This window comes from Blastococcus sp. SYSU D00669, from assembly GCF_054050715.1.
Genome location: NZ_JBJGZV010000024.1, coordinates 25713 through 52372, shown reverse-complemented (window position 1 = coordinate 52372; position 26660 = coordinate 25713). Strand labels below are relative to the sequence as shown.

The following is a 26660-nucleotide window of genomic DNA, read 5'->3' as shown; positions in this document are numbered from 1 at the left end:
GTCCCCTGGGTTTTCGGCGCGCGCCGCCCGCGGTTGAGCGGAACCCGTCACGCGGACGTCCGCAGCACGGTGAGCGTGCCCTCGCCGAAGTCGGTGACGAGGGCCGAGTTGCCGCTGGGCAGGACCGCGAGCCCGGTCGGGGTGGTCCCCGTCGGCACCCGCGCCGTCACCGTGCCGGCGGTCACGTCGATGGCGGACACGGTGCCGTCGCCGGAGTTGGCCGTGTAGAGGTGGCGGCCGTCGGGCGCGAACACGATGTCCTGCGGCTCGACCCCGACGGTGGGCACCGTCGCGACCACGGTGTTCGTGGCCGGGTCCAGGATCGTGACGTCGCCGCTGATGTAGTTGACGAGCGCTGCGCGCGTGCCGTCGGGCGACATCGCGATGGCGTGGGGACCGTCCCCGACCGGGATCGTCGCGGTGACCTGCTGGGTCGCCAGGTCGAGCACGGAGACCAGGTCGGAGAAGTGGTTGGTCACGTAGCCGGTGCGCCCGTCGGCGCTGAACGCGATCCAGTGCGGGCTCGGCGCCATGGGGACACGCGCGACCACCGCCATCGCGTCCGGGTCGACGACCTCGAGGTGGTCGTCGTCGTACAGCGGCACGTAGACCCGGCCGTCCGGGCCCTCGGCGACCGCGTACGGCCCGCGGCCGACCGGGACGCGGCCGACCACCAGGTTGGTCGCGGTGTCCACGACCACGACGACGTTGGTGACGAAGTCCTCGGTGTAGGCGCTGACGTAGGCGCGCTCCCCGTCCCGCGAGAACGAGACCAGCTCAGGGGGTGCGTCCGGTACGGGGATGATCGCGGTGACCTGCCCGGTGACGTTGTCGATGCGGACGAGGCGGCTCGCCGCGGGATCGGCGACGTACGCGTAGGAGCCGTCGGGGGCGACCTGGACGTGGTGCGGTGCGCCCCCGAGCGGGAGTGATGCGGCGACCACCGGTGTGGCGACGCTGGCCTCCGGGGGTGGGGCGCTGGTGGTCCTGGCCGGTCGGCGTCCGTCGTCGTCCGCACCGTGCCGGTGGGCGGAGGCGGAGGCGGCGGTCGGGTTCGCGGCCGGGGCCGGGTCCCCGCCCCGGGCCAGTCCCACCGCGACGCCGGTCGCCACCAGCGCCACGAGGGCGACGACGAGCAGCACGAGACCGATGTGCCTGGGCCGGCGTCGGTGCCGGCCGTGCTGGTGGAGCATGACGTCCCCCGGGCTGAGCAAGGTCCCCCCGGGGAAGAGTGCTCCTCCGCGCGCCGGAAAGCACTACCTATCGGAACAGATCAGCCCCAAACCTCCTCGGCGGTCTCGACGATGAGCGCGAGCTTGGCGATCTGCTCGTCGCGGGTGAGCGCGTTGCCCTCTACCGTCGAGGAGAAGCCGCACTGACCCGAGAGCGCGAGCTGGTCGAGCGGGACGTACTTCGCCGCCTCGTCGATCCGCCGCTTGAGGTGGTCCTTGCTCTCCAGCACGGGCCGCTTCGTCGTCACCAGGCCCAGCACGACGCGCTTGCCCGGCGGCACGAACCGCAGCGGCTCGAACCCCCCGGAGCGGGCGTCGTCGTACTCGAGGAAGAACCCGTCGACCTCCAGCCCGCCGAACAGCGCCTCGGCGACGAAGTCGTAGCCGCCCTCGGCGACCCACGAGGAGCGGAAGTTGCCCCGGCACATGTGCGTGGTGACCGTCAGCCCCTCGGGCCGGCCGGCCAGCGCGGCGTTGATCTGCCGGATGTAGCGCTCGTGCAGGTGCTCGGCGTCGCGGCCCTGGGCGGCGATCTCCGCGCGCTGCGCCGGGTCGTTGAGGTAGGCCAGGCTGGTGTCGTCGAACTGCAGGTAGGTGCAGCCCTGCGCGGCGATGCCCCGGACCTGCGCGGCGTAGGCCGCCGACAGCGCCTCCCAGAACGAGTCCTCGTCGGGGTAGACCGCCGGGTCGATCGCCGCGGCGCCGCCGCGGTAGTGGACCATCGACGGCGAGGGGATGGTCAGCTTCGCCGTCTGCTCCGGCGAGACCACGCTCTGCAGGTAGGCGAAGTCCTCGGCGAAGATCGGCTCGGGGATCGCCAGCGGGCCGTCGACGTGCAGCCCGGCCGGGGTGAAGTCGATCGTGCCGTCGGCGTTCTTGAAGTGGACGACGATGTTCTGGTCGGTGACCTTGGTGATCCCGTCGATCCGGTAGATGAAGTCCATGTGCCACGAGGCGCGGCGGAACTCGCCGTCGGTCGCCGTCTGCAGGCCGACGTCGCGCTGCATGCGGACGACGTCGGTGATCGCCTCGTCCTCGATCCCGCGCAGCTCGGCGTCGTCGATCTCCCCCGCGGCGTGCCGCGCCCGGGCCTCGAGCAGGCCCTGCGGGCGCAGCAGGCTGCCGACGTGGTCGGCGCGGAACGGGGGGCCGGATCGGTCGGTCATGGCCCGAGCTTGGCCGACCCCGCCGTTCCGCGCGACCGGTCAGCGCTTGCCCTGCTGCACCGCCCAGGTGTTGCCGTCGGGGTCGTCGAAGAAGAGGAAGGAGTTGAAGTCGGCGTCCTGCGGGTCGCGGCCGGGCTTCTGCTGGCCGTCCTCGAAGTGGACGACGCCGCTGTGCGCCACCCCGGCCGCGTCCAGCTGCTCGGCAGCGGCGGTGATGTCACCGACGACGAACTGGTTCCCCTTCATCGAGCCCGCGGCGCTCTGCGGGATGCCCGTACCGAACACGATCGAGCACGCCGAGCCCGGGGGCGTCACCTGCACCACCCGGAAGTGCTCGTTCGGCGCGAAGTCCGTGTCGACGGCGAACCCGAGCTTCCCGCCGTAGAACTCCTTGGCCCGGTCGACGTCGCTCACCGGCACGACCAGCACTTCCAGCTTCCAGTCCATCGCTCCTCCTCCGCGGGTGGGTCCCTGCCTACAGGACGGGAGGGCGCGGCCGCACTCATCGGTCGCGCCCGACGCGTCGAGCGCCCCTCAGTGGGCGAAGACTGAGGTCAGCGCTCGTGCCACGTCCCGGTGGTCGCGGACGAGCCGCAGCCGGCCGCGGCCCAGCCGGGCCAGGTCACGGCCGAGGTCGACGTCGTCCTCGCCGGACGTGTCCAGCAGGACGTCGAGCCGGGGCAGCCGGGCGGCGGTCAGCCGCGGATCGGGACCGGCGTTGTGCACGCAGTCCGACAGCAGGAGCACGCGGGCGTCCCGCGGGGGCACGCCGGCCAGCTGCCGGCCGGCGACCTGCAGGGCGAAGGCGACGTTCGTGAGGCCGCGGGCCGGCACCCGCAGGAGCAGGTCGAGCACCCGCGCCGGGGAGACCGGCTCCCCGAGCCGCACCAGGACGGCGGCGTCGGACCAGAACGCCACGACGGCCAGCTGGTCGCGGTGCAGCTCACCGGCGAGTGCGCCGACGGTGGCCGCCGCCGTCCGCACCCGCTCACCCTTCATCGACCCGGAGACGTCCACGACGAGGACGACCGACCGGCGGGTGCGCTCTCGTTCGCGCACGATGATGTCGTCGTCCTCCGGCACCGGGTTGCCGGCCAGCACGTCGAGGGTGCGGTCGAGGTCGATGTCGTCGGCGACCGCCCGGTAGGGAACGCTCTCCAGCTCGCCGATGCCCCGCCGGGCATGCGTGTCGCGGCGCGGACGCGGCACGGCGAGCCGGGCGGCGATCTCCCGCGCACGCTGACGGGCCACCCGCTCGTCGGCCGTCGTCAGGTCGAGGTCGGCCAGCGCGATGATCTCCGCGGGCTCCTCCGTGGTCCCCGGCGCGCCGCTCCCCCGCCGCCGGGCGCCTGAGCCGCGGCGCCCGGCGTCCCGGGCGGAGAGCACGAGCCCACCCTGACCCCGGACGTCCGTGGCGTAGAGCGAGGGCTCCTCGGTGAGCTGTTTGGGCTTTCGGCGCAGCGGCCGGAGCGTCCGGGAGCGCGCCGGGCGCCCGGGGCGGTCCCGGCGCAGCGGCGAGTCGGCCGCGATCTCCCTTCAACCCGGCTGCGCGGCCGCCGGGTTCAGCAGGAAGTGGTCCCCCCAGACCTGCCGCAGCACGTCCTCCGGTGTCTCCTCGATGGTCTCGTCGAGGTGGATCCGCCCGGACAGCGCCACCAGCACCGCGTCGAGGACCAGGGCGGTGTACTCCTCGGGCAGCCCGCGCGGCGGGTCGATCGACGGGTCGTCCGGGAGGGCGACGCTGCGCATCGTGGCCAGCTGCGCGGCGATGAGCGCGACGTCGATCGCGCCACGCACGCTGCTGCCCTGCTGCACGTCCTCGCGCTCCCGGGTCGCCCGGGTCAGCGCCACCGCGTCGGCCACCAGCCGTGCCGACCCGATGCCGGTGCGCCGGCCGACGATGCCGCGCTCGGCCTCGGCGTCCTGGTAGTCGACCGACAGGCGGCACAGCCGGTCGTGCACCGACGTCGACAGCCGGGTCGTCCCGACGTTGTCGTAGGGGTTCATCGATGCGATGAGGCGAAAGGTGGGCAGCGCCTCGACCGTGCCGACCCGCGGCACGGCGATCTGCCGCTCCGCCATGGCCGTGAGCAGCGTGTTGAGGGTGTCCTCCGGCGCACGGTTGAACTCCTCGACGTAGAGGAAGCCACCGGTGCGCATGGCCTCGACGAGCGGGCCTGCGACGAAGTTGTCCTCCGAGTAGTCCTCGCGCAGCACGCGCGCCGGGTTGTGGTGCCCCACCAGCCGGGACGGCGTCAGGTCGGCGTTGCCCTCCACGAACAGCAGCGGGATCCCCCACTCGGCGGTGATGGCGCGCAGGAGCGTCGACTTCGACGTCCCGGGCGGGCCCTCGAGGAGCACGTCGCGGCCCGCTGCGACGGCCGCCAGCAGCAGGTCGAGCTCCCGCTCCCGGCCGACCAGGTGAGCGGCGACGCGGGCCCGGACCTCGCGGACGGACGCCCCCTCGTCGTGCACGACCCGGCTGCCGGCGAGCGCGGGATCGGACAACGGGGCGTCGGTGCTCAGGACCGCCTCCCGGTGCGGGCGAACGGGACGATCGCGCCCTGTCTACCCGCGCCCGCCACGGCTCACAACAGCGCGCCGGCGGGACGGCACGGCCCGGTCTTGACCCGATGTAGGGCCGGGGCCACGGTCGGTCCGGGACCTCAGGGTGGAGGCCCGGATCGAGACGAAGGGGAGCGACATGGGACGAGTCGAGGGCAAGGTCGCGTTCATCACCGGCGCCGCCCGCGGTCAGGGGCGGTCGCACGCCGTCCGTCTGGCGCAGGAGGGCGCCGACATCATCGCCGTCGACATCTGCCAGGACGTCGAGACCGTGGGCTACGCCGGGGCGACCGAGGCCGACCTCGCCGAGACGGTCAAGCAGGTGGAGGACCTCGACCGCCGGATCGTCGCCCGGCAGGCCGACGTCCGCGATCTCCCGGCGCTGCAGGCGGCCGTCGACGAGGGGATCTCGGAGTTCGGCCACGTCGACATCGTCTGCGCCAACGCCGGCATCGCGACCTTCGCGCCCGGCCACGAGATGACCGACGAGGTCTGGCAGGCCACGATCGACATCAACCTCACCGGCGTGTGGAAGACGATCAAGGCGGCGCTGCCCTCGATACTGGAGCGCGGGCAGGGGGGCTCGATCATCCTGACCAGCTCGACCGCCGGGGTCACCGGCATCGCGAACATCGCCCACTACGCCGCCGCCAAGCACGGTGTGGTCGGGCTGATGCGGGTGTTCGCCATCGAGCTGGCGCCGCACATGATCCGGGTGAACACCGTCCACCCCACGGCCGTGGCGACGCCCATGGTGCAGAACCCGACGACCTACGAGTTGTTCACCGGGATGCCGGACGCCAGCGAGGAGCAGGCGATGCCGGCGCTGAAGGGGCTGAACGCGCTGCCGATCCCGTGGGTGGAGGCGGTCGACATCAGCAACGCCGTCCTTTTCCTCGCCTCGGACGAGGCCCGGTACATCACCGGGACGACGATGCTGGTCGACGCCGGCGGCACCCTGCCGTACAAGATGCCGCACGAGGTCTGACCCGGCCCGTGCGCGGGCCGGGTCCCCCGGGCCGCCGGCCGGTGTCAGGCGTGCCGCGGGTCGGCGTCGGCGGGGAAGGCGGTGGTGGTGTCGCCGAGGAGCAGCATCCGGTAGGTCGCGGTCGCCGCCTCCTCCAGGTTGAGCGCGCGGCGGAACGCCGTCCCGACGTCCGGGCCCAGCGCCGAGCAGCCGTGGTGGGCGAGGACGACGCAGTCGTGGGTCCGGGCCTGCTCGGCGGCGGCGTCGGCCAGCGCGTCGGAGCCGTTGGGGTGGAACGGCACGGTGCCGAACGAGCGGACGTAGACGGCGTGGTCGAGGGTGAGCAGCCGGATGCGGTGGCCGAGCGCGTCGACCAGCACGGTGTGCTGCGGGTGCAGGTGGACGACGGCACCGACGTCGGGCCGCGCCAGGTAGGTGCGCTGGTGCAGCTTCCACTCGCTCGACGGCCGCGCCGCCCCGCCGACGACCTCGCCGTCCAGGGTGACCACGCTGAAGTCGCCGGGGGTCAGCCGGTCCAGCCACGTGCCGGCCGCGGTCACCACGAACTCGGTCTCCCCCGGCAGCCGCGCGGAGAGGTTGCCGCCGCTGGCCAGCACCAGGCCGCGTTCCACGGCGAGGCGGCCGACCTCGACCAGCTGCTCGACCGCCTCGGCGCGGGTGGTCGCCGTCCTCATGCCGACCAGTAGGAGGCGACGTCGATCGGCGCGAACCGCCCGCGGTCGGTGACGACGGCGCTGACGAGCCGCGGCGGCGTGACGTCGAAGGCCGGGTAGACGCCGGTCACCCGGTGCGAGGCGGTGCGGCGGCCGAGGGTGTGCAGCACCTCGTCGCCGTCGCGGTCCTCCAGCTCGACGTCGGCGGCGGTGGGCGCCTGCCGGTCCGGCGCCTGCACCAGCGCGACGAACGGCACCCCGAAGGCGTGCGCCGCGACCGCGATGGACAGGGTGCCGATCTTGTTGACGACGGCGCCGTCCATCGTCACCCGGTCGGCGCCGCTCATGAAGACGGTGACCTCCCCGCGGCTCAGCAGGTGGGCGGGCATGCCGTCGGTGACCAGGCGGGTGGGCACGCCCATCTCGGCCAGGCTCTCCGCGGTCAGGCGGGCGCCCTGCAGGTAGGGGCGCGTCTCGGTGCACACCGCGTCGATCCGCTTCCCGGCGCGCAGCACCGCGGCGACCGTCTCGGTCAGGTAGGCGTCGGCCCAGCAGTGGGTGAGCACGGTGGCGCCGTCGGGGACCAGCGCCGCGGCGTGCTCGCCGAGCGCCCGGTAGCCGGCGCGGGCGCGGTCGGCCAGCGCGGCGGCCGCGCGCTCGACGTCCCCACCGGCCTCGGCGACCGCGAGCAGCTCGGCGACGACGTCCCGGATGCCGTTGTTCGTCGGCCTGGTGGCGACCAGCCGCCGCGCGGCCTCGCGGACGGCCTCGAGCCGGCCGCTGCGGGCGGCCAGCACCATCCCGCCGGCGGCGGCGAACGGCGGGCCGAGGCTCTGCGTGACCATGTCCTCGATCGCCTTCGCCACGTCCTCGACGCTGCGGCAGGTCACCCACACCCGCTCGAACGGGAACACGCGTCGGTCGAGGATGCGGACGGCGTCCGCCTCCACCACCACGCTCTGCCCGACCAGCGTCGGCACGGGCACGTCGGCGTTGATCATCGGCGCGTGGCTGGTCGACGCGCCGGCGGGGGCGACCACATGACGATGATCATCGGCGGAACTCAGGTCTCCGTGATGTGCTCCGGGCGGATCGGCACCCGGCGCAGCTTCTTCCCCGTCGCCGCCCGCACGGCCGCCGCCACCGCTGGGCCCGACGAGATGGTCGGCGGCTCGCCCACCCCGCGCACGCCGTAGGGCGCGTGCGGGTCGGCGTACTCGAGCACCTCGATGCGCATCGGCGGGGTGTCGAGGATGGTCGGGATCAGGTAGTCGGTGAACGACGGGTTGCGCACGTGCCCGTCGGCGACGACGACCTCCTCCATGAGCGCCAGCCCCATGCCCTGGGTGCTGCCGCCCTGGATCTGGCCGATCACGGCGTCGGGGTTGAGCGCCTTGCCGACGTCCTGCGCGGTGTCCAGCGCCACCACCTTGACCAGGCCGAGCTCGGTGTCGACGTCGACCACCGCCCGGTGCGCGGAGAACGCGAACTGCACGTGCGCGTCGCCCTGCCCGGTCTCGGGGTCGATCGCGTGGGTGGGCCGGTGCCGCCACTCGACGGTCTCCTCGACCGCGTCCTCGCCGAGGACCTCGGCCAGCCCGGTCAGCACCTCCCCGGAGACGCCGACGACCTTCTCGCCGTCGAGCGCCAGCGACCCGACCGGCAGGTCGAGCGCGGTCGCCGCGCGCTGCAGCACGCGCGCCCGCACCGCCTCGCACGCGGCCTTGACCGCGCCGCCGGTCACGTAGGTCTGCCGCGATGCCGACGTGGAGCCGGCCGAGCCCACCCCGGTGTCGGCCGGGACGACGACGACCCGCTCCACCCCCAGCTCGGTGCGGCAGATCTGCTGCTGCACGGTGACCAGCCCCTGGCCGACCTCGGCGGCCGCGGTGTGCACGGTGGCCACCGCCTCGCCGCCGGTCACCTGCAGCCGCACCCGGGCGGTCGAGTAGTCGTCGAAGCCCTCGGAGAAGCCGATGTTCTTGTAGGTCACCGAGTAGCCGACGCCGCGGCGCACCCCCTCGCCGTGCGTGGTGTTGCCGACCGCGCCGGGCAGGGTGAGCAGGTCCCGCTCCCCCTCCGGCTCGGGCGGGAGCGGCATGTCCTTCACCTTCTGCAGCAGCTCCGCGACCGGCGCGGCCGAGTCGATGACCTGACCGGTGATGTTGCGGTCGCCCTCGCGCATGCCGTTCTTCTGCCGGATCTCGACCGGGTCCATCCCGAGGACGTCGGCGAGCTCGTCCATCAGCGCCTCGTGCGCGAACGCCGCCTGCACGCAGCCGAACCCGCGCATCGCGCCGCACGGCGGGTTGTGCGTGAAGACGCCGCGGGCGTCGACCGACACGTTCGGGATGCGGTAGGGCCCCAGGCCCAGCGTGCCGGCGTTGCCGACCACGGCCGGCGTCGAGGACGCGTAGGCGCCGCCGTCGAGCAGGACGTCGGACCTGGCGTAGACCAGCGTGCCGTCGCGCTCGGCGCCGAACTCGTAGTGCAGCCAGGCGGGGTGGCGGTGCACGTGGCCGTAGAAGGACTCCTCCCGGCCGTAGACCATCTTCACCGGCCGGCCCGTGCGCAGCGCGAGCATGCAGGCGTGGATGTGCACCGACAGGTCCTCGCGGCCGCCGAAGGCGCCGCCGACCCCGGCCAGGGTCAGCCGCACCTTCTCGGGCGGCAGCGCCAGCGCCGTGCACATCTGCCGCTGGTCGACGTGCAGCCACTGGGTGGCGACGTAGAGGTCGACGCCGCCGTCCTCCCCCGGCACGGCCAGCCCCGACTCGGGGCCGAGGAAGGCCTGGTCCTGCATGCCGACCTCGAAGTCCAGCGACACCACGACCGGCGCGGTGGCCTCCGGGTCGCCGCGGCGCAGCGTCAGGTGCCGCACCAGGTTGCCGGCCGGGTTGACCAGCGGGGCGTCGTCGTCCAGGGCCCGCCGGGGATCGGTGACCGCCGGCAGCGGCTCGTAGTCGACCCGGATCCGGCGGGCCGCGCGGCGCGCGGTCTCCGGGTGGTCGGCAGCGACGAGCGCCACCGGCTCGCCCTCGTAGCGGACGACGTCGGCGGCGAGCACCGGGGAGTCGGCGTGCTCGAGGCCGTATGCGTTCTGGCCCGGGACGTCGTCGGCGGTGAGGACGGCGGAGACCCCCGGCACCGTCAGCGCCTCGGTGACGTCGATGCCCCTGATCCGCGCGTGCGGGTGCGGGCTGCGCAGCGTGACGCCCCAGACCATGTCGTCGTGCCACAGGTCGCTGGCGTAGGCGAACTCCCCGGTGACCTTGAGCGTGCCGTCCGGGCGGAGCGGGCTGTCGCCGATCCGGCCGGTGGTGGTGGTCGGCGGCGCGGGGCGGGTGCGCGTCTCGGTCACGGCTGCACCTGCTTCCGCGCGGCGAGCCGCACGGCGTCGAGGATCTTCTCGTAGCCGGTGCAGCGGCACAGGTTGCCGGCCAGGGCCTCGCGGATCTCCAGGTCGTCGGGCTGCGGCACCCGTGCCAGCAGGTCGTGCGCGGCGACGACGAGCCCGGGCGTGCAGAACCCGCACTGGACGGCGCCGGCCTCGACGAACGCCTCCTGGACCGGGTGCAGGCCCTCCTCCGACGCCAGCCCCTCGACGGTGACGACGTCCCGGCCGATGGCCTGGCCGGCCGCGACCAGGCACGCGCACACCGGCTCGCCGTCGAGGTAGACGGTGCAGGAGCCGCACTCACCCTGCTCGCAGGCGTTCTTGGAGCCGGGCAGGCCGAGCCGCTCGCGCAGCACGTAGAGCAGGCTCTCGCCGGGCCAGACGTCGTCGACGGTCTGCTCGGTGCCGTTGACGGTGGTGGTGACGCGCATGCTCAGGCCGCCTCTCGGTACTGGTCCCACGCCCAGGTGGCGGTGCGCCGGGCCATCACCGACAGCGCGTGCCGCCGGTAGGCCGCGCTGCCGCGGACGTCGTCGATGGGGGCGGCCGCCGCGGCGACGCGCTCGCCGAACGCGCGGGGCAGCGACTCCGGCAGCGGCCCGCGCGACTCCCACAGGCCGGCGGCGTCGAGCTCACCGGCGAGGAACTGCTCGGCCCCGACGGCCCGCCGGGGGGTCGGCGCGGCCGAGCCGATGCCGGTGCCCACGGCGTGCCGGTCGGGGTGCAGCGCCAGCGCGAACGCCGTCACCGCGATGACCATCGCGTTGCGGGTGCCGATCTTCGAGAACTGCTGCGGACCGGCGGCGAGAGGCACCAGCACCGCGGCGATCAGCTCGTCGGCCTCCAGCGCGTTGCGCTTCACGCCGGTGTAGAACTCCGCGGCCGGCACCTCGCGGGTGCCGCGGGCGGCCGAGGCCACCTCGACCACGGCGTCGGCGGCCAGCAGCGGCGGGTGCGAGTCGCCGGCCGGGGAGGCCGCGCCCAGGTTGCCGCCCACGGTGCCGCGCATGCGGATCTGCGGCGAGCCCACCGTCCGCGACGCCATGGCCAGCCCGGGCAGCTGCCCGCCGAGCTCGGAGATCACCCGCGCGTAGGTCACCCCGGCGCCGAGCCGCACCCGCGCGCCGTCGGTCGACCACTCCCGCAGCTCGGCCACCCGGCCGAGGTCGAGCAGGGCTCCCGGCCGGCGCCGGTCGAAGTTCAGCTCGACCATGACGTCGGTGCCCCCGGCGATCGGCAGCGCGTCGGGCCGCTCGGCCCGCAGCGCCAGGGCCTCGGCCCACGTCGTCGGTTGCAGGAAGTCCATGGCTCTCCTCGCCATCGGCCCGTGGGTGGTCCTCGAAGGGAACCCCCCGGTCGGGGAACTGGCAAGGCGCCACGACCCGCCGTCCGCCATCCGACGGCAGGGATGCACCGAACGCGTGACGGGGGGGGGGGGGGGGGGGGGGGGGGGGGGGGGGGGGGGGGGGGGGGGGGGGGGGGGGGGGGGGGGGGGGGGGGGGGGGGGGGGGGGGGGGGGGGGGGGGGGGGGGGCGGGGCGGGGGCGGCCCCCCCCCCCCCCCGCGCCCCCCCCCCCCCCCCCCCCCCCCCCCCCCCCCCCCCCCCCCCCCCCCCCCCCCCCCCCCGGCAGGGGGTGACGACGGCGTCGCGGCTGGGCGCCGGCGCGCCCGACGTCGTCCCGCTGCTGCTCGACCGGGTGGCCGGCTCGGCGGACCCGGCCGCCGCCGCGGTGCTGCTCGCCGAGCGGGACGCCTGGTCGGCCCTGCTCGCACGGCACTGGCCGGACGGCGGCGCGCTGGCGGACGTGGTCGGCGCGGCCGCGGCCGCCCCCGGTCCGGAGGGCGGTGCCGCGGTCGCCGCCGGGCTGGCGGCGCTGGGGAGCGGTCTGTCCCCGGCCGAGCCGGGTATGTGGACGGTGGACCGGACGACGGCCGCCGTGCTCGCCCCGGCGCTCGGTGCGGCGCTCGGCGCGCAGGTCGACGTCGTCACCTCCCTGCTGGCCGCCGCCGCGGCGGGCGGGCCGCTCACCAGCGTCGAGGACGAGTCGCTCCGGGGCCTCGGCTACCTCACCGTCGACGAGGACGCCGCGGCGGGCGTGGCCGCGGCGGTCGGGCAGAGGGCAGCGGGGGAGGGGGCCGCGGGCGCGGCGGTCGTCGGCGCGTTCCTCGCCACCCGCGAGTACGGGCAGCGGCTGGACCACGCCCTCGACGCCGTCGAGGTGATGACCGCGGCGGTGGACCGCCGGATCACCTGGGAGATCACGGTGGGCCTGCCCACCACGATCCTCACCGAGTTCCTCGACCGGACCCCGGTCGGGCGGGTGGCCTCGGAGGTGGTCCAGCAGCTCGAGGGGCTGGCCGCCGAGGCGGTGGACGCGGACGGGTCGTGGGAGGTGCCTCCGGACGAGGGCCTGGTCGTCGACCGGGAGCAGGCGGCCGGTGCCGCGGCCGGACCGGGCCCCGGGGACGCCGCCGCGGAGGCCCGCGAACGGGCCCTGGACGGCTTCGACCGCACCGGCCGGATCCTGGGCGTGCCCGAGCTGCCGCGCCCGGACGAGGCGCTGCCGTGGGAGCAGCTGCCCACGCCAGCCGACGGGCTCCGGGATCTCGTCGAGGACGGCCGCCGCGGCGGCCGCTGAGGGCCGTGGCCGCGGGCCGTGCGCGGCCGGCCAGGGACTTCGTGCTCTGTCGCGAGTTCCACCGGTGTCTTTCCGCACGTGTGTGGCGCGCCGGGGCGGGTAGCGGTGCCCGGAAGCCGCGCCTCTCGCGCCCCACCAGCCCCTGCGTCCCCCGAATCGGTGACGTGTCGTCTGTCTTCGATCACGCAACGTGACGACGCGACTGTGCGTCACACGGACGTGATCAGCGGTGCTTGCTCGGACGGGTGACGGGAAGCAATGTCACCGGCGCGGTCCGTACCGAACGACGCTCTGCCCCCGCGCGTGGGTGACTGCCGCACCAAAGCAGTCGTTCATGCCTGAGGAGGCGTCATGAGCAGCACGCAGCAGCGCACCGGCCGCTGGGGTCGTACCGGCCGTTGGGGCCGTACCGGTCGCTGGGGCTGAGCCCGCACCGACAGCAGTTCACCGAAGGGGGCAGGCGGTCTCGGACCGCCTGCCCCCTTCGGGTGTGCAAGCCCTGGCGCCGGCCATCTCCGCTGTTAGCCTCGGCGCGATTCTTCCCCTCCCCAGAAACGGGTCCCGTTGGCCGAGCCTGAGCAGCGCGCTGTCGTGCGCGCCCCCGTGCGGCGGAACCCGTGGAACGCCACCGCGGTCGCCTGCCTGTTCGGGCTGCCGGCGCTGATCGTGCTGCTGGGGGCCACGTACCGCCCGGTCGGCGCCCTCGCCGTGCTGGGCGTGTTCCTCCTCTTCCTGGCCACCGAGTCCGTCCCGATCCACTTCGAGTTCCGCAAGCAGACCTTCAGCTGGTCGGCCAACGAGGTCGCCCTCGTCGTCGCGCTCGCGGAGGTCGGCGGCGCGTGGACCGTGGTCGCCCGGCTCGTCGCCCTGGCCCTCGTGCTCGTCGCCGGGCGCTACTCGCTGGCGAAGACGGCCTTCAACCTCGCCGTGGCGGTCGTCGAGGTGGGCGTCGCGGTCGGCGTCCTCTCCCTGCTGCCGCACGACGACCTGACGTCGCCGGTCACCTGGCTGTCCTACCTGGCCGCGATGGTGCTCACCGACGTCGTCGGCGCGCTGTTCATCGCCGGGGCGATCACCGCGACCCAGGGCTATCCCGGGCGCGACCTGTGGACCAGCCTGTTCGTCCCCATCGCCATCGTCAGCCCGATGTCGGTCATCGTCGGCCTGGGCGCGCTGCTGCTGGTCGACCAGACCCTGTGGGCGTGGGCGCTGCTCGCGCCGATCGTCGCCGCGCTCGCCCTGCTCTACCGCCGCTTCGGGCAGGTGACCCGCGAGGGCGACCGGCTCGAGCGCGTCTACGAGTTCGCGCGCCGGGTCGAGCAGATCCCGGCGGACGAGGACGGCGCCCGGCAGATCGTGCTCGCCGTCCGCGACCTGCTCAACGCCGAGCGGGTCGCGCTGTGGCTGCCCCCGTACCTCGACGAGGAGCCGCGCCTGGTCGTGGCCGCCGAGGACGGCGCCGTCTGGTACGACGGCCCCGGCGACCCCGACGACCTGTTCCGCCGGCGCGCCGTGGACGCCGGCGCCGAGGGCCCGGTGCACGTCTCGCTCGCCCGCGCCGACGCGCAGGAGGCCGCCGCGCTCGCCCGCCGGCGCGCCGCCGACCTCATCGGCGCCGCCGTCGTCACGGCCGCGGGGGAGCCGGGCTACCTCGAGGTCTGCGACCGGCGCAGCGACGTCGTGAACTTCGGCGAGGGCGACCGCGCCGCGCTGGAGAGCATGCTCACCCACGTCAACGCGGCGATCCGGCAGCAGCAGCTGCTGACGCAGATCCGCTACGACGCCGACCACGACCGGCTCACCGGGCTGCCCAACCGGCAGCGGCTGGCCGCCGAGATCGACGCGCTGCTGGCCGCCGACCCGGTCGCCGCGCGCGCCGGGCTCATCCTCGCCGCGCTGGACAACTACACCGAGGTCACCGACACCCTCGGGCACGCCGCCAGCGACGAGCTGCTGCTGGTCACGGCCGGGCTGCTGCGCGAGCACGCACCGCCGCAGGCCCTGCTGGCGCGCATGGAGGGCGACCAGTTCGCCGTCCTGCTGCCCGGGCTCTCCCTGGCCGCGACCGAGCGGGCCGCCCGCCGGCTCCGCGAGGCGACCTCCACCCGCGCCCGCGTGGCCGGCCTCGACCTGGAGGTCACGCTCAGCATCGGCGTGGCCGCCGCGCCCGTGCACGGCGCCGACGCGGGCACGCTCATGCAGCGGGCGGACGTCGCGCTGCTGGCCGCGTCGGGGTCCAGCGGGGTCGCCAGCTACCACCCCGTGCTGGACCAGCAGAGCCTGCGCCGGCTGCAGCTGGGCACCGAGATCGAGCAGGCCATGGCCGACGGGCACATCTCCGTCGTCTTCCAGCCGATCATCGACGCCCGGACGTCGGACATCGTCTCGGTCGAGACGCTCGTGCGCTGGGCGCACCCCCGCTACGGGGCCATCCCGCCCGACGACTTCATCCACCTTGCCGAGCAGATCGGCCGGATCGGCCCGCTGACCGACCACGTGCTGGACCTGGCGCTGGCGCGCTGCCGACGGTGGCTGGACCAGGACATCGCGCTGTCGGTCGCCGTCAACCTCTCCGCACGCTGCCTCACCGAGGCCGACCTGGTCGACCGGGTGCGGCGCGCGCTGCGCCGGCACGGCGTCCCCGGCGAGCTGCTCACGCTCGAGCTCACCGAGGGCAGCGTCATCGACGACACGGTGCGCAACAGCTCGGTGCTGGCCGACCTGCACGCCCTCGGCCTGCGGCTGTCGATGGACGACTTCGGCACCGGCTACTCGTCGCTGTCCCAGCTGCGCCAGCTGCCGATCGACGAGGTCAAGATCGACAAGTCCTTCGTGCTGGGCATGTCGACCAGCCAGGGTGAGTCGTTCATCGCCCGGTCGATCATCGAGCTGGCGCACAACCTGGGCCTGCGGGTCGTCGCCGAGGGCGTCGAGGACGAGCTGACCCGCAACCTGCTCGCCGAGATGGGCTGCGACAAGCTCCAGGGCTTCCTGGTCAGCCGCCCGCTGCCGGACGAGCGGCTGGAGAGCTGGCTGCTCGCCCGCACCGGGGTCCGGTCCGCCGCGCCCGGCGCCACCCACCGGCGGCTGTTCGTCCGCACCTGAGGCAGGGCCCCCTCAGGGCGGCCGGGAGGCGTCGGGTACAGTTCCCAGCAGTCCGACAACGCCCCTTTAGCTCAGTCGGCAGAGCGTCTCCATGGTAAGGAGAAGGTCTACGGTTCGATTCCGTAAAGGGGCTCGTAACATCGAGAAGCGACCGACCGGTCCTGTCGCGAGACCGGGCCGCGCGGTCGTCCCGGCGGTGTAGCTCAGCCAGGCAGAGCAAGCGGCTCATAATCGCTGTGTCACCGGTTCAAATCCGGTCACCGCTACTCACCACGGACCCCCTCGGGGGTCCGTCGCCGTGTCGGCAACCCCGCCGGCACGCGGGTCGTCCAGGGGACGGCCCGACCGACAAGGCTAGGAGCGCACACCGTGGCAGCCACCGACATCCGTCCGAAGATCACCCTGGCCTGCCAGGAGTGCAAGAACCGCAACTACATCACCCGCAAGAACCGGCGCAACGACCCCGACCGGCTCGAGCTGAAGAAGTACTGCCCGCACGACCGCAAGCACACGGTCCACCGCGAGACGCGCTGACGCGTCCGGCAGCGGGACGAGGGCGGGAGCATGGCGCTGGACCCAGGACTGGTCGGGCGCAGCTACCCGCCCTCGGCCGTCTACGAGGTCGGTCGCGCGAAGATCGCCGAGTTCGCCGCGGCGATCGGTGACCCCGACCCGGTGCACCGCGACGCGGCGGCCGCCCGCGCGGCCGGGCACCCCGACGTCGTCGCCCCGCCGACGTTCGCCATCGTGGTGAGCCTCGAGGCGGCCACGAGCGTGCTCGACGACCCCGACGTCGCCCTCGACTACAGCCGGGTGGTCCACGGCGAGCAGAAGTTCGCCCACCACCGCCCGATCCGCGCCGGTGACCGGCTGGTCGCCACGACCACCATCGAGAACGTCCGGAGCGTGGCGGGCAACGACATGCTCACGACCCGGGTCGAGCTCGCCACCGAGGACGGCGAAGCGGTCTGCACGGCCACCTCCATGCTCGTCGCGCGGGGCGCCTGATGGCCGTCGAGGTGGGCACGGAGCTGCCCGAGCAGACCTTCCCGGTCACCCGCGCCGACCTCGTCCGCTACGCCGGCGCCTCGGGCGACTTCAACCCGATCCACTGGAACCAGCGCGTGGCCACCTCGGTGGGCCTGCCCGACGTCATCGCCCACGGGATGCTGACCATGGCGCTCGCCGGGCGCGCGGTCACCTCGTGGGCCGGCGACCCGGCCGCGCTGGTCGAGTACCACGTCCGGTTCGGCCGGCCCGTCGTCGTACCGGACGACGACACCGGCACGACGGTGACGGTCCGTGGCAAGGTCGCCGCCGTGCTCGACGACGACCGCTACCGCGTGGACCTGACCGTGACCAGCGCCGGCGAGAAGGTGCTCTCCCTGGCCCGGGCCGTCGTCCGCCTGCCGTGAGGCGGGCGCGCGGCGGGGCGGCCCTGGCCGCCCTGCTGGTGCTGACCGGCTGCACGTCGTTCGTCGAGGGCATGTCCGCGCCCGCGGCGGCCCCCTCCGGCGGTGCGGCCGAGGACGAGGGGTTCAGCTGCCCGGCCGAGCGCGCCGAGCCCGATCCCGACCGCCCGGTGATCGATCTCGAGTTCCGGCTGTCCGACGACGGGACGACGGTCACCGGCACCGAGACGGTCACCTTCACCCCCGACCTGGACACCGACCGGCTGGTGTTCCGCCTGGTGGCCAACGCGCCGCCGTCCGCCCGGTCGGGCAACCAGCTCACCGTCGACGAGGTGCGCGGCGACGACGTCGACGAGGGGCGCTACGTCGCCGCCGGGGCGGCCGGTCCCGGCGGCCTGTACGAGGTCGCCCTGGACGGCGAGCTGGCCGCGGGCGACTCCACCGAGGTCGAGCTGGACTTCACCCTCCGGCTGGGCGGCGGCGAGTTCGACCGGTTCGGCACCGACGACGGCCTGTCCTGGTGGGCCAGCGGGTTCCCGCTCCTGGCCTGGGAGCCGGGCGTCGGCTGGGCCGAGGACCCCTTCGTGCAGCTGCAGGGCGAGACGGCGAGCAGCCCGGTCGCCGACACCACGATCTCCGTGTCGGCCCCCGAGGCGCTGACCGTGCTCATGACCGGCGACATGGCCGAGCCGTCGGCACCCGAGGACGGCCGGCGGACGTGGACCTCCACCGAGCCGGTCGCCCGCGACGTCAGCGTCGCCGCCGGCGACTTCACCACCGAGGAGCGGACGACGGAGGGGGGCACGCGGGTCACCGTGGGCGTGCTGCCCGGGGGAGACCTCGAGCTCGGGCAGCTGGCCGACTGGACCGTGCAGGCGATCACCGACCTCGAGGGCCGGTTCGGGCCGTTCCCCTACGAGACGCTCACCGTGCCGCTGCTGCCCTCGTACGGCGGGGGCATCGAGTACCCCAGCAGCATCCTCATGGCCGCGCCGAGCCGGAACGTGCTGGTGCACGAGGTCGGGCACATGTGGTTCTACGGGATGGTCGGCGACTCGCAGTTCCGCGACCCGTGGCTGGACGAGGCGTTCGCCACCTTCACCGAGTCGGTGAACTACGCGGCGAACGACAGCGCCGTCGACCGGGCGCTGCAGCGGCCGGGCGAGGTGGGCGGGTCGATGGACGAGTTCCCCGACGACGACGCCTACTTCTCCACCGTCTACGGCAAGGGCGGCGCCGCGCTGCTGGCCGCGCGGGACGCCGCCGGCGCGGAGGCGTTCGACGCGGCGATGCGCTGCTACGTCGACGCCAACGCCTGGACGATCGCGACCCCGGCCGACGTCGCGGCCGCGTTCGCCCAGGTGCCGCCCGCGCTGGCGGTCCTCCTGCAGGCGGGTGCGGTGTCCAAGGAGTCCCTGGACCGCTGAAGCCCCGCCGACCCTCAGCCGGCCGAGCCCAGCAGGCGCTGCAGGCGGCCGACGCCCTCGGCCAGGTCGTCGTCGCCCAGGGCGTAGGACAGCCGCAGGTAGCCCGGGGTGCCGAACGCCTCGCCCGGCACGACCGCGACCTCGGCCTGCTCCAGGACGATCTCCGCGAGCTCCACGGTGTCCTGCGCCGTCCGGCCGCCGATGTCGCGGCCCAGCAGGCCCTTCACCGACGGGTAGACGTAGAAGGCGCCCTGCGGCTCGGGGCAGGCCACGCCCGGGATCTCGCGGAGCATCGAGACGATCGTCCGCCGCCGGCGGTCGAACGCCTCGCGCATCGTGGCCACCGCGGACAGGTCGCCGTTCAGCGCCGCCACGGCGGCCGCCTGGGAGACGTTGGCCACGTTGCTGGTGGCGTGCGACTGCAGGTTGGTGGCGGCCTTGACGACGTCGGTGGGGCCCACGACCCAGCCCACCCGCCAGCCGGTCATGGCGTAGGTCTTGGCGACGCCGTTGACCACGACGCAGCGGTCGGCCAGCTCGGGGACGACGACGGGCAGCGACGGCGCGGTGGCCCCGTCGTAGGTGAGGTGCTCGTAGATCTCGTCGGTGAGCACCCACAGGCCCGCCTCGAGGGCCCAGCGGCCGATCTCCTCGACCTGCTCGCGCGGGTGCACCGCACCGGTCGGGTTGGACGGCGAGCAGAACAGCAGCGCCTTGGTGCGCGGCGTGCGGGCGGCCTCCAGCTGCGCGGCCGACACCAGGTAGCCGCTCTGCTCGTCGGCCACGACCGGCACCGGCACGCCGCCGGCCAGCCGGATCGCCTCGGGGTAGGTGGTCCAGTACGGAGCGGGCAGCAGCACCTCGTCGCCCGGGTCGAGCATCGTGGCGAACGCCTCGTAGACGGCCTGCTTGCCGCCGTTGGTGACCAGCACGTTGGCCGGGGTGATCGCCAGGCCCGAGTCGCGCGCCGTCTTGGCGACGATCGCCTCCTTGAGCGCCGGGAGGCCGCCGGCGGGGGTGTACCGGTGCATCGCCGGCTGCCGGCAGGCGGCCACGGCGGCCTCGACGATGTAGTCCGGCGTCGGGAAGTCCGGCTCGCCGGCGCCGAAGCCGATGACCGGCTTGCCGGCCGCCTTGAGCGCCTTCGCCTTGGCGTCGACCGCCAGGGTCGCCGACTCGGTGATCGCGGCGATGCGGCGGGAGATGCGGCGCTGCGCGGGCGGCAGCTCGGACAGGGCGGGCTCCGAGGAGGAGACGGCGGTCATGCGTTCATCGTGTCAAAGACCACCGCCGTCCCGCCTCCGAGTACCGGGCTCGGACCGACGTTGGCCCTTCCCGATCGCGGTCCCGTACACTGGCTGTCCTGGGGCAGTTGACCCCGCCACCGGCGTGCCCCGGATCCACCTCCTGCGGGCCCGGCGTTGCCGTGGCGAGGTCTGCAGTTCCCCTAGGGGTGTAGCTCAATTGGCAGAGCAGCGGTCTCCAAAACCGCAGGCTGCAGGTTCAAGTCCTGTCACCCCTGCCAGCACCACACGCGACAGACGGTCCCTCCGCCGGACGGGCCACCACCACGAGGCGAGCGAGGCGCAGTGAGCGACGAGAAGCCGGGACGCGACGACGACGCGCGCACCCCTTCCGACGCCGAGCTGACCGACGAGCAGCTCGACGCGGAGGCCCCGGGCGTCGACGACGCCGCCGAGCTCGAGGCCGCCGAGGACGAGGTGGCCGCCGAGGCCGCGGAGGACGAGGACAAGGTCGTCGCGCCCGCGCGCCGCCGCCGGGGCCGGATCACGGCCGACGACGAGGACCGCGAGGACGACGACGAGGAGCCGGCCCCGCGCTCCCGCCGGGCGGCGCGCGAGCGCACCCCGTCGCGGCCGGCCGCGCGGGCCGGTGCGGGCACCCGCTCCCGGGCGGCGGCCGACAAGGCCCGTGCCGGGGAGGTCCGGCAGCGCCGCAGCCTCCGCCGGTTCCTGCGCGAGGTGGTCGCCGAGCTCCGCAAGGTGATCTGGCCCGGCCGCCGTGAGCTGATCACCTACACGACGGTGGTCATCATCTTCGTGGCGTTCATCGTCGCCCTGGTGGCCGGTCTGGATCTGCTGTTCGCCCAGGGCGTGCTCGCGGTCTTCGGCTGACCGCCCCCACGCCCCGCACACCCGACGAGGAAGAGATCTCCGTGACCGACCCCCGCGAACCCTTCGACACCGACAGCGCCGTCGAGGCCACCGACCTCGACGACGCGCGGTTCGACGTGCGCGGTTCCGTGGACGTCGAGACCGACGCCGGCGAGCCCTTTGCCGCCGAGAGCTCCACAGACACCGCCGACCTCGACACCGCCTCCGAGGTCGCCGACGTGACCCCGGAGGTCGAGAGCGGCGACGCCGACAGCCTGGTGAGCGACCCGCTGGCCGCGCCCGCGCCGTCCTCCGACGACGCGCTCGTCGAGGACGACGAGGAGACCGACCCGGCCGAGGCCATGCGCAAGAAGCTGCGGATGATGCCGGGCGACTGGTACGTCGTGCACAGCTACGCCGGCTACGAGAACAAGGTGAAGACCAACCTCGAGGCGCGCATCCAGTCGCTGGACGTCGAGGACTACATCTACCAGATCGAGGTGCCCACCGAGGAGGTCACCGAGATCAAGAACGGCAAGCGCGCGCAGGTCAACCGCAAGGTCCTGCCGGGCTACCTGCTGGTCCGCATGGAGCTCAACGACGAGTCGTGGGGCGCGGTCCGCAACACCCCGGGCGTCACCGGCTTCGTCGGCGCCACCTCCAAGCCCTCGCCGCTGACCATCGACGAGGTCGTGAAGATCCTGGCGCCGGCCGTCACCCCGCAGGCGGCGAAGGCGACCGAGGCCGCCACGACCGGTGGGGCCGCCCCGTCGGGCGCGGCCGCCGCCGTCGTCGACTTCGAGGTCGGCGAGTCGGTCACCGTCATGGACGGGCCGTTCGCGACCCTGCCCGCGACGATCAACGAGATCAACGCCGAGCAGCAGAAGCTGCAGGTGCTCGTCTCCATCTTCGGCCGGGAGACGCCGGTCGAGCTCTCGTTCAACCAGGTCTCGAAGATCTAGGACCCCCTCGCCCGCCACGCCTCGCACGCTCGGCGCGGGCCCCTGCGAGGGGGCCTTCCAGCCAAGACCACGCACAAGTCCCACGAAGAAGGAATGACATGCCCCCCAGGAAGCGGTTGACCGCGGTCATCAAGCTCCAGATCAACGCCGGTGCGGCCACCCCCGCGCCGCCCGTGGGTCCGGCGCTGGGCCAGCACGGCGTCAACATCATGGAGTTCTGCAAGGCGTACAACGCCGCGACCGAGTCGCAGCGCGGCAACGTCATCCCGGTCGAGATCTCGGTCTACGAGGACCGCTCGTTCACCTTCGTCACCAAGACCCCGCCGGCCGCGCGCATGCTGCTCAAGGCCGCCGGTGTCGAGAAGGGCTCGGGCGAGCCGCACAAGACCAAGGTCGCCACGGTCACCCGTGACCAGGTCCGCGAGATCGCGCAGACCAAGATGGCCGACCTGAACGCCAACGACCTCGACCAGGCCGAGAAGATCATCGCCGGCACCGCCCGGTCGATGGGCATCACCGTCACCGGCTGAGCGTTGCACCCACCGGAGCGCTCGCTCCAGATCCAGCACTCGTGGGAGGGCCGCGCCAGGCCCGCACACCACACGACCTCCCGGTGACCCGATCCCGGGGGAGAGGAACCACCATGGCGAAGCACGGCAAGAAGTTCCTCGAGGCGGCCAAGAAGGTCGACCGCGAGAACCTGTACTCCCCGCTGCAGGCGGTCACCCTGGCCAAGGAGACCTCGCCGACCAGCTACGACGCCACCGTCGAGGTGGCCATGCGGCTGGGCGTCGACCCGCGCAAGGCCGACCAGATGGTCCGCGGCACCGTCAATCTGCCGCACGGTACCGGCAAGACCGCCCGCGTCATCGTCTTCGCGACCGGTGACAAGGCCGCCGAGGCCGAGGCCGCCGGCGCCGACGTCGTCGGCTCGGACGACCTGATCGAGCGCATCCAGGGCGGCTTCCTGGACTTCGACGCCGCGATCGCGACCCCCGACCAGATGGCCAAGGTCGGCCGGATCGCCCGCATCCTCGGCCCCCGCGGCCTGATGCCGAACCCCAAGACCGGCACCGTGACCCCCGACGTCGCCAAGGCCGTCGCGGACATCAAGGGCGGGAAGATCAACTTCCGCGTCGACAAGCAGGCCAACCTGCACCTGGTGATCGGCAAGGCGTCGTTCGACCAGACCAAGCTGGTCGAGAACTACGCCGCCGCCCTCGACGAGGTGCTCCGGGCCAAGCCGGCCGCCGCCAAGGGCCGGTACCTGAAGAAGGTCACCTTCTCCACCACCATGGGCCCCGGCATCCCGGTGGACCCGAACCGCACCCGCAACCTGACGGTGGACGAGACCTCCGCGTGAGTTCAACCCGCTGAGGGGCCCCGCCGCGCACCGCGCGGCGGGGCCCTTCTGCATGCAGGACGGCGGCCGCTGTGCCGAGATCCCGTGATCTCGGCACTCGCCGGCCCCCGGAGCGCCGAGATCGCGTGGTCTCGGCGGCCGGCCCGGGCCCGCGGCGGGCTGTTGTCGCGGGCGTGTACCCTTGTCGACGTTCCCCCCAAGACCGCTGGTGGTCGCACGTCCGCGTGCGATCGAAGGTCCCGGACCCCCGGGCGGCCCGCGCAGGAGGACGGTCCGAACGACGGGCGCCGTGTGCGTCCCGTCCTCGCCCCGTGCGCCTGCGCCGGGGCGTTCCGTCTGTCCGGGGCCGGCAGATCGCTCCGTCGTCGGTGCCAGTGGTCGCCCGACAGACGAGAGGAGGCCCATGCCCACGCAGGCGAAGGCCGCCGTGATCGACGAGATCACCGAGCGGTTCCAGAAGTCCAGCGCGGCCGTGCTCACCGAGTACCGCGGGCTGACCGTGGCGCAGCTGACCCAGCTGCGCCGTTCCCTCGGTGAGGGCAGCAGCTACGCCGTCGTCAAGAACACCCTGACGAAGCGGGCGGCGGACGAGGTCGGCTTCTCCGACCTGGGCCCGCTGCTCAACGGCCCCACCGCGATCGCCTTCATCGAGGGCGACCCGGTAAGCGCCGCCAAGGCCATCCGCGACTTCGCCCGGGCGAACCCGCTGCTGGTCGTCAAGGGCGGCGTGGTCGACGGTCGCACGGTCGACGCGCGCGAGGTCAGCCGCCTCGCGGACGTCGAGCCGCGCGAGGTCCTGCTGGCCAAGCTGGCCGGCGCGATGAAGGGCAACCTGACCAAGGCCGCCGGCCTCTTCCAGGCCCCGCTGTCGCAGGTCGCCCGCCTGGCCGCCGCGCTGCAGGAGAAGAAGCCCGCCGAGGGCGCGCCTGCGGCCGACGAGGCCCCCGCCGCTGCTGACACCACCCCCGACACCGACGCTGCCCCGGCCGACGCCGCGGCCAGCACCGACTGACCCCGAGAAGGAGAGAACCATGGCCAAGCTGTCCACCACGGAGCTGCTCGACGCGTTCAAGGAGATGACGCTGCTCGAGCTGTCCGACTTCGTGAAGCAGTTCGAGGAGACCTTCGAGGTCACCGCTGCTGCCCCGGTCGCCGTCGCGGCCGCCCCGGCCGCCGGTGGTGGCGACGGCGGTGCCGCCGAGGCCGCTGCCGAGCAGGACGAGTTCGACGTCATCCTCGAGAGCGCCGGCGACAAGAAGATCCAGGTCATCAAGGAGGTGCGCGGCCTGACCTCGCTCGGCCTCAAGGAGGCCAAGGACCTGGTCGACGGCGCGCCGAAGCCGGTCCTGGAGAAGGTCGCCAAGGACGCCGCGGAGAAGGCCAAGGCCGCCCTCGAGGGCGCCGGCGCCACCGTCACCGTCAAGTGACGCAGTCCCCGGCCTGAGGCCGGGGAACGCACCACCCGCAGTCCCGCAGGGGCCGTCCTCCGTCCGGAGGGCGGCCCCTGCGGCGTTCCCGCGCGTCGCTCGCCCGGGTGACAGCTTCGATTTGCTGCGTGACCTGCGTAACCCCGACGATGGGCGGTCGTTACTGACGAGTAGAGCCAGTGGCGGGGACCGGCGCCGGGGCCGGAGCAGGGGAGGTCGTTCGTGGGCGTCGCGGTCGAGGTCCAGGGTCTGACCAAGTCCTTCGGCAGCCAGAACATCTGGAGCGACGTCTCGCTGACCCTGCCGCCCGGTGAGATCTCCGTGCTGCTCGGCCCCTCCGGCACCGGCAAGTCGGTGTTCCTCAAGTCGCTCGTCGGCCTGCTCAAGCCCGAAGAGGGCTCGATCGTCATCGAGGGCACCGACATCGTCCGCTGCAGCGAGCACGAGCTGTACGAGATCCGGAAGCTGTTCGGCGTCCTCTTCCAGGACGGTGCGCTGTTCGGCTCGATGAACCTCTTCGACAACATCGCCTTCCCGCTCCGCGAGCACACGCGCAAGAGCGAGACCGAGGTCCGCGGCATCGTCCTCGAGAAGATGGAGATGGTCGGCCTCCAGGGCGCCGAGGGGAAGCTGCCCGGCGAGATCTCCGGCGGCATGCGCAAGCGCGCCGGCCTGGCCCGCGCCCTCGTGCTCGACCCCGAGATCATCCTCTTCGACGAGCCCGACTCCGGCCTCGACCCGGTCCGCGTCGCCTACCTCAACCAGCTGATCGTCGACCTGAACGCCCAGATCGACGCCACGTTCCTCATCGTCACGCACGACATCGGCACCGCCCGCACCGTGCCCGACAACCTCGGCCTGCTCTTCCGCCGCCACCTGGCGATGTTCGGCCCGCGCGAGCAGCTGCTCACCAGCCAGGAGCCGGTGGTCCGGCAGTTCCTCAACGGTCGCCGCGAGGGCCCGATCGGCATGAGCGAGGAGAAGGACGTCGCCCAGGTCGAGGCCGAGATGGCGGCGCTCGAGGCGCGCGGCGGCGACCAGCACAACGGCGTCGGCCCGAAGGGCGCCACCGGCGGGGACGCCGTCCCGCCGCAGCTCGACCCCACCCCCGGCCTGCCCGAGCGCAAGGCGCAGCGGCGCCGCCAGGAGCGGGTCGTGCGCATGCTCCACGAGTTCGACCGGGACACCGCAGACGCGATCCGCGCCTCCCTGCCCGAGGACCTGCTGGCCCACGCCGACGCCGGCACGTACCAGCCCGCGCCCGGGCCGCGGGGCCGGCACTGGGCGCCCGAGCCCGACGCCGCACCGCAGGCCGGCCCGGTGGGCGAGCCGGTCGCCGAGCCCGCCGGAGCGGGTGCGCGTCGTCCCTGGTGGGCCGGCTCGCGGGGCGAGGGATGACGGCCTCCGGCAAGCCCGAGGCCCCCGGCCTCTTCGACGGCAAGTTCTCGCCGACCCGGCCGCTGGCGGCCAGCGGCAACCTCTTCGCCTTCGCCCTCGACGTCCTCCGGGCGCTGCCCAAGCGGCCGTTCCAGCTGCGCGAGTTCGTGCAGCAGACCTGGTTCGTCGCCAGCGTGACCATCCTGCCCACGGCCCTGGTCGCGATCCCGTTCGGCGCGGTCATCGCGCTGCAGCTGGGCTCGCTGACCCGTCAGCTCGGCGCGCAGTCGTTCACCGGGTCGGCGTCGGTGCTGGCCGTGCTGCGCGAGGCCAGCCCGATCGTCACCGCGCTGCTCATCGCCGGGGCCGGCGGCTCGGCGATCTGCGCCGACCTGGGCGCGCGCAAGATCCGCGACGAGATCGACGCCATGGAGGTGCTGGGCATCAGCCCGATCCAGCGCCTCGTCGTCCCCCGGGTGCTCGCCGCGATGATCGTCGCCGTCCTGCTCAACGGGCTGGTCAGCGTCGTCGGCGTCGCCGGTGGCTACTTCTTCAACGTCATCCTCCAGGGCGGCACCCCCGGGGCGTACCTGGCCTCGTTCAGCGCCCTCGCCCAGGTGGCCGACTTCTGGTCCGGTGAGATCAAAGCGCTGATCTTCGGGCTGATCGCGGCGATCGTCGCCTCGTACAAGGGGTTGCGTGCCGGAGGTGGGCCCAAGGGCGTGGGCGACGCCGTGAACCAGTCCGTCGTCATCACGTTCCTGCTGCTGTTCGCGGTGAACTTCGTGATCACGGCGATCTACTTCCAGCTCGTCCCGCCGAAGGGGCAGTGAC

26 protein-coding genes and 3 tRNA genes are annotated in these 26660 nt (G+C 73.8%); 18 read left to right on the top strand and 11 right to left on the bottom strand.

The annotated features are described in order from the left end of the window. Positions 1–47: 47 nt before the first annotated feature. From ACI8AF_RS17325 to ACI8AF_RS17305, 5 genes are all read right to left on the bottom strand, one after another. Positions 48–1193 carry a cytochrome D1 domain-containing protein gene (locus ACI8AF_RS17325; protein WP_456540978.1) on the bottom strand — a complete coding sequence of 382 codons (1146 nt, stop codon included), beginning with the start codon at positions 1191–1193 and terminating at the stop codon, positions 48–50. Positions 1194–1273: 80 nt separating this feature from the next. Next, entirely contained in the window at positions 1274–2398 is a 1125-nt protein-coding gene (locus ACI8AF_RS17320) for a 5-methyltetrahydropteroyltriglutamate--homocysteine S-methyltransferase (RefSeq protein WP_456540977.1), read from the bottom strand. Between the two features lie 39 nt (positions 2399–2437). Next, positions 2438–2845 carry a VOC family protein gene (locus ACI8AF_RS17315; RefSeq protein ID WP_456540976.1) on the bottom strand — a complete coding sequence of 136 codons (408 nt, stop codon included), beginning with the start codon at positions 2843–2845 and terminating at the stop codon, positions 2438–2440. 87 nt (positions 2846–2932) lie between these two features. After that, a complete protein-coding gene (locus ACI8AF_RS17310; protein WP_456540975.1) occupies positions 2933–3784 on the bottom strand; it encodes a vWA domain-containing protein in 852 nt (283 codons plus the stop codon). Between the two features lie 150 nt (positions 3785–3934). Then, complete coding sequence (locus ACI8AF_RS17305; protein WP_456540974.1) at positions 3935–4906, bottom strand: AAA family ATPase; 972 nt, start codon at positions 4904–4906, stop codon at positions 3935–3937. Between the two features lie 196 nt (positions 4907–5102). Here ACI8AF_RS17305 and ACI8AF_RS17300 point away from each other — a divergent pair, with 196 nt between their 5' ends. Further along, entirely contained in the window at positions 5103–5951 is an 849-nt protein-coding gene (locus tag ACI8AF_RS17300; RefSeq protein ID WP_456540973.1) for a mycofactocin-coupled SDR family oxidoreductase, read from the top strand. A 44-nt stretch (positions 5952–5995) separates the two neighbouring features. Here ACI8AF_RS17300 and ACI8AF_RS17295 read toward each other — a convergent pair whose 3' ends face one another. From ACI8AF_RS17295 to ACI8AF_RS17275, 5 genes are read right to left on the bottom strand one after another with little or no spacing between them, the layout of a single operon-like run. Next, positions 5996–6625 (bottom strand): class II aldolase/adducin family protein, encoded by a 630-nt coding sequence (locus tag ACI8AF_RS17295; protein WP_456540972.1) that lies wholly within the window; start codon positions 6623–6625, stop codon positions 5996–5998. After that, the gene (locus ACI8AF_RS17290; protein ID WP_456540971.1) at positions 6622–7644 is read right to left on the bottom strand and encodes a methylthioribose-1-phosphate isomerase; all 1023 of its coding nucleotides are present in this window, start codon (positions 7642–7644) and stop codon (positions 6622–6624) included. Before ACI8AF_RS17290 ends, ACI8AF_RS17295 begins: the two co-directional genes overlap by 4 nt. A gap of 23 nt (positions 7645–7667) precedes the next feature. Next, on the bottom strand, positions 7668–9965 hold the full coding sequence (pucD, locus tag ACI8AF_RS17285) for a xanthine dehydrogenase subunit D (RefSeq protein WP_456540970.1): 2298 nt from the start codon (positions 9963–9965) through the stop codon (positions 7668–7670). Next, the gene (locus ACI8AF_RS17280) at positions 9962–10432 is read right to left on the bottom strand and encodes a (2Fe-2S)-binding protein (RefSeq protein ID WP_456540969.1); all 471 of its coding nucleotides are present in this window, start codon (positions 10430–10432) and stop codon (positions 9962–9964) included. The genes pucD and ACI8AF_RS17280 overlap by 4 nt, the downstream gene beginning before the upstream one ends. Positions 10433–10434: 2 nt before the next feature. After that, on the bottom strand, positions 10435–11307 hold the full coding sequence (locus tag ACI8AF_RS17275; RefSeq protein WP_456540968.1) for an FAD binding domain-containing protein: 873 nt from the start codon (positions 11305–11307) through the stop codon (positions 10435–10437). Positions 11308–11634: 327 nt separating this feature from the next. Between ACI8AF_RS17275 and ACI8AF_RS17270 the strand changes: the two genes are divergently transcribed. The 8 genes from ACI8AF_RS17270 to ACI8AF_RS17235 all read left to right on the top strand — a co-directional run bounded on the left by ACI8AF_RS17270 (position 11635) and on the right by ACI8AF_RS17235 (position 18583). Beyond that, complete coding sequence (locus tag ACI8AF_RS17270; RefSeq protein WP_456540967.1) at positions 11635–12639, top strand: hypothetical protein; 1005 nt, start codon at positions 11635–11637, stop codon at positions 12637–12639. 591 nt (positions 12640–13230) lie between these two features. Beyond that, positions 13231–15744, top strand: a complete 2514-nt coding sequence (locus tag ACI8AF_RS17265) for a putative bifunctional diguanylate cyclase/phosphodiesterase (protein WP_456540966.1) — start codon at positions 13231–13233, stop codon at positions 15742–15744. 60 nt (positions 15745–15804) lie between these two features. Continuing rightward, a tRNA-Thr gene (locus tag ACI8AF_RS17260) sits at positions 15805–15877 on the top strand. 59 nt (positions 15878–15936) lie between these two features. Further along, positions 15937–16010: transfer RNA gene (locus ACI8AF_RS17255), tRNA-Met, on the top strand. Positions 16011–16113: 103 nt separating this feature from the next. Next, the gene (gene rpmG, locus ACI8AF_RS17250; protein ID WP_448626809.1) at positions 16114–16278 is read left to right on the top strand and encodes a 50S ribosomal protein L33; all 165 of its coding nucleotides are present in this window, start codon (positions 16114–16116) and stop codon (positions 16276–16278) included. Positions 16279–16308: 30 nt separating this feature from the next. Next, a complete protein-coding gene (locus ACI8AF_RS17245) occupies positions 16309–16752 on the top strand; it encodes an FAS1-like dehydratase domain-containing protein (RefSeq protein ID WP_456540965.1) in 444 nt (147 codons plus the stop codon). After that, entirely contained in the window at positions 16752–17159 is a 408-nt protein-coding gene (locus ACI8AF_RS17240) for a MaoC family dehydratase (RefSeq protein ID WP_456540964.1), read from the top strand. The genes ACI8AF_RS17245 and ACI8AF_RS17240 overlap by 1 nt, the downstream gene beginning before the upstream one ends. After that, positions 17156–18583, top strand: coding sequence for a peptidase M1 (locus ACI8AF_RS17235; RefSeq protein ID WP_456540963.1), 1428 nt, complete (start codon positions 17156–17158; stop codon positions 18581–18583). Before ACI8AF_RS17240 ends, ACI8AF_RS17235 begins: the two co-directional genes overlap by 4 nt. A gap of 14 nt (positions 18584–18597) precedes the next feature. Here ACI8AF_RS17235 and ACI8AF_RS17230 read toward each other — a convergent pair whose 3' ends face one another. Then, positions 18598–19848: a pyridoxal phosphate-dependent aminotransferase gene (locus tag ACI8AF_RS17230; RefSeq protein WP_456540962.1), complete on the bottom strand. Its 1251-nt coding sequence runs from the start codon at positions 19846–19848 to the stop codon at positions 18598–18600. A gap of 184 nt (positions 19849–20032) precedes the next feature. Between ACI8AF_RS17230 and ACI8AF_RS17225 the strand changes: the two genes are divergently transcribed. From ACI8AF_RS17225 to ACI8AF_RS17185, 9 genes are all read left to right on the top strand, one after another. Continuing rightward, a tRNA-Trp gene (locus ACI8AF_RS17225) sits at positions 20033–20108 on the top strand. 64 nt (positions 20109–20172) lie between these two features. Further along, the gene (secE, locus tag ACI8AF_RS17220) at positions 20173–20718 is read left to right on the top strand and encodes a preprotein translocase subunit SecE (protein ID WP_456540961.1); all 546 of its coding nucleotides are present in this window, start codon (positions 20173–20175) and stop codon (positions 20716–20718) included. A gap of 41 nt (positions 20719–20759) precedes the next feature. After that, entirely contained in the window at positions 20760–21659 is a 900-nt protein-coding gene (gene nusG, locus ACI8AF_RS17215) for a transcription termination/antitermination protein NusG (protein WP_456540960.1), read from the top strand. Between the two features lie 98 nt (positions 21660–21757). Next, positions 21758–22189 (top strand): 50S ribosomal protein L11, encoded by a 432-nt coding sequence (gene rplK, locus ACI8AF_RS17210; protein WP_456540959.1) that lies wholly within the window; start codon positions 21758–21760, stop codon positions 22187–22189. Between the two features lie 113 nt (positions 22190–22302). Then, complete coding sequence (gene rplA / locus ACI8AF_RS17205; protein WP_456540958.1) at positions 22303–23022, top strand: 50S ribosomal protein L1; 720 nt, start codon at positions 22303–22305, stop codon at positions 23020–23022. Positions 23023–23425: 403 nt separating this feature from the next. Next, complete coding sequence (gene rplJ, locus ACI8AF_RS17200) at positions 23426–24034, top strand: 50S ribosomal protein L10 (RefSeq protein ID WP_456540957.1); 609 nt, start codon at positions 23426–23428, stop codon at positions 24032–24034. 19 nt (positions 24035–24053) lie between these two features. Beyond that, positions 24054–24449 carry a 50S ribosomal protein L7/L12 gene (rplL, locus tag ACI8AF_RS17195; protein WP_456540956.1) on the top strand — a complete coding sequence of 132 codons (396 nt, stop codon included), beginning with the start codon at positions 24054–24056 and terminating at the stop codon, positions 24447–24449. A 222-nt stretch (positions 24450–24671) separates the two neighbouring features. Further along, positions 24672–25847 (top strand): ABC transporter ATP-binding protein, encoded by a 1176-nt coding sequence (locus tag ACI8AF_RS17190; protein ID WP_456540955.1) that lies wholly within the window; start codon positions 24672–24674, stop codon positions 25845–25847. Beyond that, complete coding sequence (locus tag ACI8AF_RS17185) at positions 25844–26659, top strand: MlaE family ABC transporter permease (protein ID WP_456540954.1); 816 nt, start codon at positions 25844–25846, stop codon at positions 26657–26659. The genes ACI8AF_RS17190 and ACI8AF_RS17185 overlap by 4 nt, the downstream gene beginning before the upstream one ends. Position 26660 lies beyond the last annotated feature (1 nt).

Excerpts from the sequence above, each read along its gene's own strand:
- rplJ (WP_456540957.1), top strand. The coding sequence starts at position 23,426 with ATGCCCACGCAGGCGAAGGCCGCCGTGATCGACGAGATCACCGAGCGG.
- ACI8AF_RS17185 (WP_456540954.1), top strand. The coding sequence starts at position 25,844 with ATGACGGCCTCCGGCAAGCCCGAGGCCCCCGGCCTCTTCGACGGCAAG.
- ACI8AF_RS17300 (WP_456540973.1), top strand. The coding sequence starts at position 5,103 with ATGGGACGAGTCGAGGGCAAGGTCGCGTTCATCACCGGCGCCGCCCGC.
- rplK (WP_456540959.1), top strand. The coding sequence starts at position 21,758 with ATGCCCCCCAGGAAGCGGTTGACCGCGGTCATCAAGCTCCAGATCAAC.
- ACI8AF_RS17320 (WP_456540977.1), bottom strand. The coding sequence starts at position 2,398 with ATGACCGACCGATCCGGCCCCCCGTTCCGCGCCGACCACGTCGGCAGC.
- rplL (WP_456540956.1), top strand. The coding sequence starts at position 24,054 with ATGGCCAAGCTGTCCACCACGGAGCTGCTCGACGCGTTCAAGGAGATG.
- ACI8AF_RS17295 (WP_456540972.1), bottom strand. The coding sequence starts at position 6,625 with ATGAGGACGGCGACCACCCGCGCCGAGGCGGTCGAGCAGCTGGTCGAG.
- ACI8AF_RS17245 (WP_456540965.1), top strand. The coding sequence starts at position 16,309 with ATGGCGCTGGACCCAGGACTGGTCGGGCGCAGCTACCCGCCCTCGGCC.
- ACI8AF_RS17280 (WP_456540969.1), bottom strand. The coding sequence starts at position 10,432 with ATGCGCGTCACCACCACCGTCAACGGCACCGAGCAGACCGTCGACGAC.
- ACI8AF_RS17315 (WP_456540976.1), bottom strand. The coding sequence starts at position 2,845 with ATGGACTGGAAGCTGGAAGTGCTGGTCGTGCCGGTGAGCGACGTCGAC.
- ACI8AF_RS17240 (WP_456540964.1), top strand. The coding sequence starts at position 16,752 with ATGGCCGTCGAGGTGGGCACGGAGCTGCCCGAGCAGACCTTCCCGGTC.
- ACI8AF_RS17325 (WP_456540978.1), bottom strand. The coding sequence starts at position 1,193 with ATGCTCCACCAGCACGGCCGGCACCGACGCCGGCCCAGGCACATCGGT.
- ACI8AF_RS17230 (WP_456540962.1), bottom strand. The coding sequence starts at position 19,848 with ATGACCGCCGTCTCCTCCTCGGAGCCCGCCCTGTCCGAGCTGCCGCCC.
- rplA (WP_456540958.1), top strand. The coding sequence starts at position 22,303 with ATGGCGAAGCACGGCAAGAAGTTCCTCGAGGCGGCCAAGAAGGTCGAC.
- ACI8AF_RS17275 (WP_456540968.1), bottom strand. The coding sequence starts at position 11,307 with ATGGACTTCCTGCAACCGACGACGTGGGCCGAGGCCCTGGCGCTGCGG.